Source organism: Streptomyces sp. HSW2009 (assembly GCF_040240285.1).
GTDB lineage: Bacteria > Actinomycetota > Actinomycetes > Streptomycetales > Streptomycetaceae > Streptomyces.
On record NZ_JBEHZD010000228.1, the window covers coordinates 1 to 11,647 of the forward strand.

8 protein-coding genes are annotated in these 11,647 nt (G+C 69.3%); 6 read left to right on the plus strand and 2 right to left on the minus strand.

Translation table 11 applies throughout. From position 1 onward, the window contains the following. Positions 1-550 precede the first annotated feature (550 nt). Together AAHZ94_RS17955 and AAHZ94_RS17960 are read left to right on the plus strand one after the other, a co-directional pair. The gene (locus tag AAHZ94_RS17955) at positions 551-1,567 is read left to right on the plus strand and encodes an aldo/keto reductase (RefSeq protein ID WP_349993969.1); all 1,017 of its coding nucleotides are present in this window, start codon (positions 551-553) and stop codon (positions 1,565-1,567) included. Between the two features lie 7 nt (positions 1,568-1,574). Next, positions 1,575-2,177 (plus strand): TetR/AcrR family transcriptional regulator, encoded by a 603-nt coding sequence (locus AAHZ94_RS17960; RefSeq protein WP_349993970.1) that lies wholly within the window; start codon positions 1,575-1,577, stop codon positions 2,175-2,177. 194 nt (positions 2,178-2,371) lie between these two features. On the opposite strand, the gene AAHZ94_RS17965 is transcribed toward AAHZ94_RS17960, so the two are convergent. Further along, entirely contained in the window at positions 2,372-5,488 is a 3,117-nt protein-coding gene (locus AAHZ94_RS17965) for a protein kinase domain-containing protein (protein ID WP_349993971.1), read from the minus strand. A gap of 448 nt (positions 5,489-5,936) precedes the next feature. Continuing rightward, on the minus strand, positions 5,937-7,319 hold the full coding sequence (locus tag AAHZ94_RS17970; protein ID WP_349993972.1) for a glycine--tRNA ligase: 1,383 nt from the start codon (positions 7,317-7,319) through the stop codon (positions 5,937-5,939). A 184-nt stretch (positions 7,320-7,503) separates the two neighbouring features. Here AAHZ94_RS17970 and AAHZ94_RS17975 point away from each other — a divergent pair, with 184 nt between their 5' ends. From AAHZ94_RS17975 to AAHZ94_RS17990, 4 genes are all read left to right on the plus strand, one after another. Continuing rightward, entirely contained in the window at positions 7,504-8,481 is a 978-nt protein-coding gene (locus AAHZ94_RS17975) for a metal ABC transporter substrate-binding protein (protein WP_349993973.1), read from the plus strand. A 686-nt stretch (positions 8,482-9,167) separates the two neighbouring features. Then, entirely contained in the window at positions 9,168-9,920 is a 753-nt protein-coding gene (locus AAHZ94_RS17980) for a metal ABC transporter ATP-binding protein (RefSeq protein WP_349993976.1), read from the plus strand. Then, positions 9,920-10,816 carry a metal ABC transporter permease gene (locus AAHZ94_RS17985; protein WP_349993974.1) on the plus strand — a complete coding sequence of 299 codons (897 nt, stop codon included), beginning with the start codon at positions 9,920-9,922 and terminating at the stop codon, positions 10,814-10,816. Before AAHZ94_RS17980 ends, AAHZ94_RS17985 begins: the two co-directional genes overlap by 1 nt. Positions 10,817-10,924: 108 nt before the next feature. Further along, positions 10,925-11,341: a Fur family transcriptional regulator gene (locus tag AAHZ94_RS17990; protein WP_349993975.1), complete on the plus strand. Its 417-nt coding sequence runs from the start codon at positions 10,925-10,927 to the stop codon at positions 11,339-11,341. The last annotated feature ends 306 nt before the right edge of the window (positions 11,342-11,647 follow it).

Here is an 11,647-nt window from a genome sequence, read left to right on the forward strand (position 1 = left end):
AGTGGGGAGAGGCAGCAGGGTGGGCTCACGCGGTGGGGCAATGCGCCCAAAGCGGCGCAGCGTAATGAGGCGCGGCGCGGCGAGCGGCAGGGCGGGGACCAGGGCGCGGAGCTGAGGGCGGCGATGGATGCGCGTGGGGGACAGGTCGGCGGTCGGCGGTCGGCGGTCGGCGGTCGGCGGTCGGCGGTCGGCGGTCGGCGGTCGGCGGCACGAGTGTGATGGCCCCGCCCACCCCATCGCCACGCGGGCACACGGGCGCTCTGACACACGGCAGACGGCACACGGTACACGGATTCCTTGGGCGCGCTGGCAGGCAGAGGCGCAGAGTCGCCGAGCGCGCGGATTCGTCAGGCCCGAGAGGCAGACACCGCGGGGGCGATGCAGCAACACCAGGCCACACTCAACCCCTCACCCTATCGACTGACAGATATTGAAATCTGTCATCTCGCCATGCATACTCGATAGCAACGGCAAGCCGCCGCCCCTCCCACGGGGCCGTCGAGCTTCCCCGTCTCTCCTGCCTCGCTCGCACCTCCCCTGGAGTAGCGCCATGCGTTCCACCTCCCTCGGCACCGCCGGCCCTCAGGTCTCCGCGCTCGGTCTCGGCTGCATGGGCATGTCCGCCCTGTACGGCGGCCCCGTCGACCGCACCGAGGCCATCAGCACCATCCACGCCGCCTTAGAGGCAGGCATCAACCTGCTCGACACCGGCGACTTCTACGGCATGGGCCACAATGAGCTGCTGATCCGTGACGCCCTCGCCGCCCGCCCCGGCTCCCGCGAACAGGCCGTGCTGAGCGTGAAGTTCGGCGCCCTGCTGGGCCCCGACGGCGCGTTCCTGAGCCAGGACGGCCGCCCCGACGCCATCCGCAACTTCCTGGCCTACTCGCTCCAGCGCCTCGGCACCGACCACATCGACGTCTACCGCATCGCCCGGGTCGACCCGAACGTCCCCATCGAGGAGACCGTGGGGGCCATCGCCGAGTTGGTCGAGGAAGGGTACGTACGCCACATCGGACTGTCCGAGGTCGGTGCAGACACCCTCCGCCGCGCCGCGGCCGTCGCCCCCATCAGCGACCTTCAGATCGAGTACTCGCTGCTCTCCCGCGGCATCGAGGACGCCATCCTGCCCACCTGTAGCGAGCTGGGCATCGGCATCACGGCGTACGGGGTCCTCTCCCGCGGCCTCATCAGCGGCCACTGGCAGCAGGACCGCAAGCTGCCCGCCACCGACTTCCGTGCCACCAACCCCCGCTTCACCGGGACCAACCTCGCCCGCAACCTGGACCTCGTCGAAGCGCTGCGCGCCCTCGCCCGGGCCAAGGACGTGAGCGTGGCCCAGATCGCCACCGCCTGGGTGCTAGCCCAGGCCCCGCGGCACGGAGCGCACATCGTCCCCCTGATCGGGGCACGCAGCAGGTCGCGACTCGCAGAATCGCTGGGGGCCCTAGACGTTAGGCTCAGCCCTGACGATCTGAGCGCCATCGAGCAGGCCATACCCGCCGGAGCCGCTGCCGGCGAACGCTACTCGGCTCACCAGATGGCGTACCTCGACAGCGAAAAGTAGGGACCCCATGCCGCCAGCCCCGCGCGATCAGGAGCCGCTGACTCCGGACCGCATCCTCGCCGTCGCCGAGGATGTGCTGCGTCGCTACGGGCCGGCCAAAGCCACGGTGGTGGACGTGGCACGGGCCCTCGGTGTCAGCCACGGCAGTGTCTACCGGCACTTCCCGAGCAAGGCGGCGCTCCGCGAGGCGGTCACGCAACGCTGGCTGAACCGGGCCACCGCGACGCTGGACTCCATCGCCAGTGAAGGGGGCCCGGCCAGGACCCGGCTGGAGCGGTGGCTGGAGACCCTGTTCGAGGCGAAGCGGCACAAGGCGGGGGACGATCCGGAGCTCTTCGCCACGTACATGGTGCTGACCGGCGAGAACAGCAATGTGGTGGACCAACACGTCGACGACCTGGTGGGCCAGCTCTCCAAGATCCTCCAAGCAGGCCACGACCAGGGCGAGTTCGCGCCCCCCGAGACGGACTACTCGATAACGGCCCGAGCGGTCTTCCACGCAACCGACCGCTTCCACAACCCGTCATACGCCGCCGAGTGGGCCCGCCCCGGCATCGATGCGGACTTCGCGGCGGTCAGGGATCTGGTGGTGCGGGGGTTGGCGCCGTAGACATCGCGCGGGCAGCGGCAACGCGAGTACCGCCGTTGCGCGACACGGCGAGAGCCAACCCACGGAGGCAGGACGGCCGTCCCCCCGGATTCTTGGGGCGGCAGGCGGTTAGGCACCTGTAGCGGAACCGTGTTCCCTATACGCGACCGACTCCAAAGCAGCCACCGCAGGTTTTGGGCGACCAAGGCTTATCACTACTCCACATACGCGTTGAGGAGTGATAAGCCGCCCAATCCCGCCTGAAGGCCCTGCAACACGGGCGACCTCAAGTATGTCTCCTCTCGGATGTACATCGGGATGAAGGCCGCCTGCTGCATGACCTCACGGTCCACCGCAGACCACAGGACACCCGCTTCCTCAATGGTCTTTGCGCTTATGGCGGAGTCGATCGCAGCATCGACGTCGGCGCTCCGGAGCTGCGCCATATTCATAACAAACGGCGGACCTCGGCGACCGTCAAAGAGATGGTAGAAGCTGGCGGAGGAGACTGGCAGGAAATACCCACCGAGACGCATGGCGAAAATATCAAAGTCGCCATCTTGCGGAAACGGAAGTTCACTACGATCGATCCGCTTCACGAGCACCTGGAATCCGGCACTTTCCAGACCGTCCTTGACCGCCTGCTCAACTGGGCCGATATCGGCACTTCCAAGGGAAATCTGAAAACCAACCTTTCCGGCATCCCGAAGAATTCTCCGCGCCTTCTCCGGATTACCGTGAGGACCAGCCCCGTAGATGTCGAATGCTCGGCTTCCCTTCAGCCCGGGCGGCATGAGGTGGTGAGCGACCTTCCCGCGCTCCCCGCTCGCCTGGAGTACCTCCTGCACGGGCATCACGGTGGCGATAGCCCTACGGACGGCCACGTCCCGGACTCGTTCCGTGTTGATCACATAGGACTCCACACGCGCCGCCGGAATCTCAGTGGTCCAAGCGAGCGAACCCGATTCCTCATCTGTTGCTTGTTGAGCAAACGGGATACTGGGGGCCGCAATCGCCTCCCGCTCGGCAGCATTCGCCACACGAGAGCGCGCGTCGCCCGCGCTCACACCCTCTTCGATTTCGAAGCGGTCAGGATACGCGGTACGCAAGGCATCAGACTCAGCTCGCCACTCTTCATTGCGAGCAAGAGAGACCCCCTCGGGATGTCGCGCGGCGATCTTGTACGGTCCGGTTGCCGGAACCTCTCCTCCATCGCCCACTTCCGGAAGAGGGCTCAGATCTGACATCAGGACATTGAAGTCAGCGCAGGGATACTCCAGGCGAAACGTGACAGTCAGATTGTCGGAAGATTCGAAGGTTCCCGCATCAAGTGCACCGTCGAACTCCACTCCGAGCAATCTGTTGAGAATTCCTTGACTCCCCCTGTTGTCTGCCTCAAGCGCCTTCTCCATCGCCCGCCGAAAATCAACCGGGCGCACCGCGGAACCATCTTCGTACGTGAGGTTCGGCTTGAGCTTAAACGTCCATGTTCGGCCGTCAGCGGACGAACGACCGGAATCCCGGGCCATGTCGCCGACAAGTTTTACGGTGCCATCAGGTTCGGTCTTGAGCCCCGTGAGTGTTCGGTAGACGAGCCGGGTAGCCGAGCTCAGAGTTTCTCCGAACGGCCTTCCCCTCCCCAACGAGAACGGCTCCCCCTTCTCCACCACCCGCACCACTCCCCCGCGGCGGGCATCGGTGACCGGGCGGGCTGGGCCCTGGGAGTCGGTGGCGTTGCCTACCGTGAACGAGGACGTTTGGGCTACGTCTGCCACCGGTGCCGGCTTCTGGCGGCTCTTTCGATCGGCGGGTACGCCCTGGCCCGCCCCGCCGCCTCCGGTGCCGCTGTCGTCGCCGAAGGGATCGAGGACCATCAGGGCGGCGATCAGAGCGGCGACGGCCGTGACGGCGACGGCCCCGAACCACCAGCGGCGCCGCGGGGGTTCGCCGGCCGCCGGGGCGGCTGCGATGACCGGTGCGGCAAGCGGGGTGGCAACCGGTGCGCCGACTGGCTCAGCAGGCGCGGCGGCCGGGGGCCGTGCCGAGGCCGGCGCGGCGGCGGCCGGCGCAGGCATCGACGGAGTGGGCGCGAATGATGCGGGGACAGCCGGTGCAGCCACCGGCGGCGCGGGCACGGGCGATGTCGGCATCGGTGGGTGGCCCCGCGTCCCGGCCCCAGCCTCAGCTACACCCCCAGCCCCAGTCCCGGCCCCGCCCCCAACGACGTCGCCGGCCCCAGCCCCGCCCGGCGGAGCCGGAGGCGAAGGGTGCTCCGGGTCAACGACCGGTGGTTCGGCTGCGGCACTCGCCCCGGGTTCCGGAACGGCTGTGGCATCCGCCCCGGGTTCCGGAGCGGGAACCACCGAAGGCACCGTCGATGGCGGTGTCGAACGTGACGCCGAGTGTGGTGCCGTGCGTGGCGCCGAAGACGGCGGCGGTGGCAGCAGCGGCCGGGCCGGACTGGTGCCGGGTGCCGGCTCGGGCGGCACCGACGGTTCCGTCAGCGTCTCGAAGGCTCGGCACGCCTCCTCGGCGGTGGGGCGGAGTTCTGGAGGTTTCGCCAGCATGCGGGCCACCAGTCCGTCCCACTGCACACCGATGTCGGGGCGCCGCTGCGAAAGGGGTGGGGCGGGCTCGTACACGTGGTCGTGCATGAGGGCGACGGCGGACACCCCGTCGAACGGGGGCGCGCCGGTGAGCATCTCGTACACCATGCAGCCCAGCGAGTACACGTCCGCCGGCCGGTCGTCGCCGCGGCGGGTGAAGCGTTCCGGGGCCATGTACTGGAGGGTGCCGACGGGTGAGTCGGAGGTCCCGGTGAGGTATCCGCCGTCGGTCGCGGCGCCGATGAACTTGGCGATGCCGAAGTCCAGGACCTTGACGGTGCCCTCGGTGGTCAGCATGACGTTGGCGGGTTTGATGTCGCGGTGGATGATTCCGGCGCGGTGCGCGAAGGCGAGGGCGCGGCAGATCTGGCCGGCGATGTCCGCGGTGCGTCGCGGCGGCGGTGGCCCTTCGGCGGCGAGGAGTTCTCGCACCGTCCGCCCGGCGAGCAGCGGCATCACCAGGTACGGGGCGTCGTCCGCTCGTCCGTGGTCGAAGACCGGGACGATGTACGAGCTGTCGAGCGATGCCGCGGCGCGCGCCTCGCGCAGGAACATGGCGAGCAGCCGTTCCCGCTGGGGGCCGCTCGCGCTGGTGGGCAGGGTCAGGAGCTTGACGGCGACGTCGCGGGCGAGGCGTTCGTCCCGGGCCCGCCAGACCTCGCCCATGCCGCCCGCGCCGATGCGCCCGATGAGTGTGTACCGGCCGTCAAGGACCGCACCCAGCATCCTCGGGTCCTCCTGTTGGACGTCAGGACGTTCAGGGGCTCAACGTACCCGGATCGGGGGCGGGTTGGTCGTGCGATGCGGCCGACCGTCCGAGTCACCCCGTTTCGCCGGTGATGCGCACCCCACCGCGGGCCGGGTCGCCCACCACCCAGGTGGCCCGGCTCTACCGACAAGGCCGTACCACCGGAGGCGGGAAGGCGCCGCCGGATGCGGAGACACAGCGCCAGACGCGTACGACACGGGTACGACAGCGGGCCGGTCAACAGCGGGCCGGGCACTACCGTCTGCCCGGACGGGTCCCGGCCCGGCAGGAACAGGCACAGCAGGGACGGGCACGCCGGCGGAGGCGATCCGCCGGGCAGCGCCCCGGGAATGGCGAGACGCCGGGCCGATAGAGCGCATCGGCCCGGCGTCTCCTAGCCGGAAAACAGGTGGTACGAGTGGGCCACTAGCAGCCCAGCAGGCGCCCGCCCAGGTAGCTCTGGATCTGGTCCAGGGAGACCCGCTCCTGCTTCATGGTGTCGCGCTCGCGCACGGTCACCGCGTTGTCTTCGAGGGTGTCGAAGTCGACGGTGACGCAGAACGGGGTGCCGATCTCGTCCTGGCGGCGGTAGCGGCGGCCGATGGCGCCGGCGTCGTCGAACTCGATGTTCCAGTTCTTGCGCAGGTCGGTGGCGAGACCCTTGGCCTTCGGGGAGAGCTGCGGGTTGCGGGACAGCGGCAGGACCGCGACCTTGACCGGCGCGAGGCGCGGGTCGAGGCGCATCACCGTGCGCTTCTCCAGCTTGCCCTTGGCGTTGGGCGCCTCGTCCTCCACGTACGCGTCGAGCATGAAGGCGAGCATGGCGCGGTTGACGCCGGCCGCCGGCTCGATGACGTACGGGGTCCAGCGCTCGCCGGCCTCCTGGTCGAAGTACGACAGGTCCTGGCCGGACGCCTTCGAGTGGGCCTTGAGGTCGTAGTCGGTGCGGTTGGCCACGCCCTCAAGCTCGGAGAACTCGGTGCCACCGAAGTTGAACCGGTACTCGATGTCAGCGGTGCGCTTCGAGTAGTGGGAAAGCTTCTCCGCCGGGTGCTCGAACCATCGGATGTTCTCCTCGCGAATACCGAGGTCGGTGTACCAGTTCCAGCGCTGCTCCATCCAGTACTCCTGCCACTGCTCGTCCTCGCCCGGCTTGACGAAGAACTCCATCTCCATCTGCTCGAACTCACGCGTACGGAAGATGAAGTTTCCGGGCGTGATCTCGTTGCGGAAGGACTTGCCGAGCTGGGCGATGCCGAACGGCGGCTTCTTGCGCGAAGTCTGCTGCACGGCGGCGAAGTTGGTGAAGATGCCCTGCGCGGTCTCGGGGCGCAGGTAGGCGAGGGAGCCCGCGTCCTGGGTGGGGCCGAGGTGGGTGGAGAGCAGGCCGGAGAAGAGCTTGGGCTCGGTGAAGCCACCCTTGTTGCCACAGTGCGGGCAGTTGATGTCGGCGAGGCCGTTCGCCGGCAGGTGGCCGTGCTTGGCCTCGTACGCCTCCTCCAAGTGGTCCGCGCGGAAGCGCTTGTGGCAGGAGGTGCACTCGGTCAGCGGGTCGGTGAAGGTGGCGACGTGACCCGACGCCTCCCAGACCTCGCGGGCGAGGATCACGGACGAGTCGAGACCAACGACGTCGTCACGCGAGGTGACCATCGAGCGCCACCACTGGCGCTTGATGTTCTCCTTCAGCTCCACGCCGAGCGGTCCGTAGTCCCAGGCGGCTCGCTGGCCGCCGTAGATTTCGCTGCACGGATAGACGAAGCCACGGCGCTTGCTCAGGCTGACGATGGTGTCGATCTTGTCGGCGGCCACGGTGCTCTCTTCATTACGACGACGAAGCGGTCAGTGTGGGGTCCGCCGGGTACTCGCCCGCGCGGCCCTGCGAATGCCCCAGATTACCGGCGGCGACACCCCTGGGATCAAATCGGTTCCAGTGATGACAGCCTTCAACCAACCTTGTTGACAATCGTTTCCACTTTAGTTGAAAATGACTGTCATGAACGTACGACGCCTCATACCCGCCACCGCGATGGTCGGGGCCACCGCGCTCGCGCTGGTCACGCTCTCCGCCTGCTCCGACAAAGCCAGCAAGGACGGAAAGCCGCAGGTCGTGGCGTCGTTCTATCCGATGGAGTTCCTGGCCAAGCAGATCGGCGGCGAGCATGTGCACGTCAGCACGCTGACCAAGCCGGGCGTCGAACCGCATGACCTGGAGCTCAAACCGCGCCAGGTGGCCGAACTGAGCGAGGCCGACCTCGTCGTCTATCTGAAGGGGCTCCAGCCCTCCGTCGACGAGGCCGTCAGCCAGTCCGAGGCCAAGCACAAGGTCAACGCGGCCGAACTGACCTCGCTGGAGAAGCACGGCGCCGGCGTGCACGGCCACGACCACGGCGCCGAGGGGCACGACCACGAGGACGGGGACGAGGGCGGGCACGACCACGGCGGCGAGGCCGGCGGCGACCCGCACGTCTGGCTCGACCCGACGAAGTACGCCGAGGTCGCCAAGGGGCTTGGCAAGAAGCTCGCCGAGGCCGACCCGGACCACAAGGCCGACTACCAGAAGAACACCGACGCGCTGGTCGGCAAGCTCACGGCGCTCGACAAGGAGTTTTCGGCCGGCCTGAAGAACCGCACCACGGACACCTTCATCACCACCCACTCGGCGTTCGGCTACCTGGCCGAGCGGTACGGACTGGACCAGGAGGGGATCTCCGGCATCTCGCCCGAGGCCGAGGCCAGCCCGGCCCGGATCAAGGACATCCAGCAGATCGCCAAGAAGGAGAAGGTGAGCACGGTCTTCTTCGAGACCCTGGCCAGCAACAAGGGCGCGAAGACCGTCGCCGAGGACACCGGCCTCAAGACCGACGTCCTCGACCCGCTGGAAGGCATCACCGACAAGTCCAAGGGCGACGACTACTTCGCGGTGATGCGGGCCAACCTCGCCGCGCTGCAAGAGGCGCTCGGCGCCAAGTGATCCACCGTGGGTGATCCGGCTCGGGCGATCCGGCTCAGATACCCCTCCTCCTGGATGACCAGCACCCAAGGTCGACCCCGAGTGGTCAACCCTGGCCCGACCGGTCTCCGGCAGGCGGGTCCGGGCGGCCCTGAGGGCCCGTGCCCGAGCGATCGTTTTCGGTCACCGGTGGGCCGATCGCCGGCGAGACGGGGCCGGGAAGGGGAACCGGGTTCCGGGGGTTGTCCCCGGTGGCGGCCGGGCGTCCCACTCGGCGCGCCAGCGCCTGCGGGGCGTACGGGACGGCGGCCAGCGCCCCTGTCCGCACCAACCCGTCACGGCGGCCCGCACCACCACCGCCACCCCAACGACACCGATCCCCACAGCAGTCAGGGCAGTCAGGGCAGCCCACAGCACTTCACAGCAGTTCTCAGCACCCGTAACACCCACAGCACCCCACAACACCCGTAACAACAGGCGAGAGACCAGCGAGCATGGCGGAGGCAGGCGTGGCGAGCGAGCGAAGCGAGGGGCCCGCCGGGGGCATACCCGACGCGTCCGGACGAGGTACGACCAAGGCCCCGGAGCCGGACGTGGTGGCCCACGACGCGCCCGAAGCGGCCTCCACCGAACCCGCACCCGTACCCGTACCCGCACCTGCGAGTGACGCCGCCCCCCCGAGGTCGGCCGAGCAGGAGAAGCCGGTCCTGGTGGTGCGCGGGGCGCGCGCCTCGTTGGGCTCACGCCCGGTGTTGCGCGGGGTGGACCTCACGGTGCGCAGCGGCGAGGTGGTGGCACTGCTCGGAGCGAACGGTTCCGGGAAGTCCACGCTGGTCCGCGCGCTGGTCGGGCAGGTGCCGCTGACCGGCGGCGAGCTGGAGCTCTTCGGTACGCCGCGGCGCAAGTTCCGCCAGTGGGCGCGTGTGGGGTACATGCCGCAGCGCACCACGGCCGCCAGTGGTGTGCCGGCGACGGTGCGCGAGGTGGTCTCGGCCGGCCGGCTGGCCCGTACGAAGCTTCGTTGGCCGCGGCGGGAGGACCGGGCGGCCGTGCACCGGGCGTTGGAGCTGGTGGGCATGGCCGACCGGGCCAAGGACTCGGTCAACGCGCTCTCCGGCGGCCAGCACCAGCGGGTGTTGATCGCCCGGGCGCTCGCCGGCGAGCCGGAGCTGTTGATCATGGATGAGCCGATGGCCGGCGTGGACCTGGCCAGTCAGCAGGTGCTCGCGGACGCGCTGCGGCAGCAGGTCGCGCGGGGCGTGACGGTGCTGCTCGTGCTGCACGAGCTCGGCCCCCTGGAACCGCTCATCGACCGGGCCGTGGTGCTCCGCGACGGCTGTGTGCTGCATGACGGGCCGCCGCCGCAGGCCGTCGGCCAGCACGCGCTGCCGGGCCACGACCACATCCACCCGCATGCCGCGGACGCCGCGGAGCCGATCCGGACGGGGCTGTTGATCTGATGGAAATGCTCGACTACGCCTTCATGCAGCGGGCACTGCTCGCTGCCGTCCTGGTGGGCATCACGGCCCCCGCGGTCGGCATCTACCTGGTCCAGCGCCGCCAGGCGATCATGGGTGACGGCATCGGCCACGTCGCGCTGACCGGTGTCGCGCTGGGCTTTTTGACCGGCAACAACCCGGTGTGGACCGCGGTGGGCGTGGCGGCGCTCGGCGCGGTGCTGATGGAGCTGATCCGCTGGTACGGGAAGGCCCGTGGGGACCTCGCGCTGGCGATGCTGTTCTACGGCGGCATGGCGGGCGGCGTGCTGTTGATCAACATGTCGGACACCGGCTCCAACGCCAACCTCACGTCGTACCTCTTCGGGTCGATCACCACGGTCTCCGAAGAGGACGTGCGGACGATCTGCGTGCTGGCCGCCTTCGTCGTGCTGATCACGCTGGGCCTGCGCCGACAGTTGTTCGCCATCTGCCAGGACGAGGAGTTCGCCCGGGTGACGGGGTTGCCGGTGCGCTTCCTGAACCTGCTGTTGGCCGTCACCGCGGCGGTCACCGTCACGGTGGCGATGCGGGTGGTCGGGCTGCTGCTGGTGAGTGCGCTGATGGTGGTGCCGGTCGCGGCGGCGCAGCAGGCCACCCGCAGCTTCGGGATGACGATGGCGCTTTCGGTCACGATCGGAGTGCTGGTGACGCTCTCCGGAACCAGCTATTCCTACTACCAGGACGTGCCGCCCGGCGCGAGCATCGTCGTCCTGGCGATCGCCGTCTTCGCCGTGATCACGGTGCTGGCAACGCCCCTTGCGCGCCGCCGGGCGCGGCGGTTGGCACAGGCGGAGGAAGGGTGCTCTTTGGAGGTCCCCACCAGTCACGTACCGGTCACCGACGAGGCGCGCGTGTGACGAGCGGGGCGGGAAGGCATCTTCGTGTCGGCCACGTCACCTGGCAGACTGGCACGTGGTCCGGCCGGACGCCGGGCGGGTGACGAGCAGGCAACCGAGGAGGAAGCTGTGGCGACCGCGGGTCCCCCAGTACGCGGCCGGGCTACCAAGCAACGCGCCGCGGTGGCGGCGGCGCTGGACGAGGTGGACGAGTTCCGCAGTGCGCAGGAGCTGCACGACATGCTCAAGCACCGCGGTGACTCGGTCGGCCTGACCACGGTCTACCGCACCCTCCAGTCGCTCGCCGACGCCGGCGAGGTCGACGTGTTGCGCACCGACGAGGGTGAGTCGGTCTACCGCCGGTGCAGCACCGACGACCACCACCACCATCTGGTCTGCCGCACCTGTGGCAAGGCGGTCGAGGTCGAGGGCCCTGCCGTGGAGAAGTGGGCGGACTCGATCGCCACGGAGCACGGGTTCGTGGACGTGGCGCACACGATCGAGATCTTCGGTACGTGTGGCGAGTGCGCCGCCGCGAAGGGCTGACCTGGGCGCCTGGGCCCGGTCCGGCCCCGGGGGCCGAGTTGCGGCCCGTACCGGCCTGGCCACGGCCGTGCCGGTACTGACCCGTTCGGCACCGGTCTGATCGGTTCGGCATCGCCATCGACGCCGAACCGACTGGAACCCGCCGGTTCCTGCCGGGCTCTGCACGGTTTCCGAACGGGTCGATCCCCATCCGACGGCGTGGGGGGGGGGGGGGGGGGGGCGGGGCGGGCCCCGGCCGCGGGCCCGCCGGGCGGGCCGCCCCGCGGGGCGCGGACCCAGGCCGCCGGCGCGGCCGCCCCGCCCCCC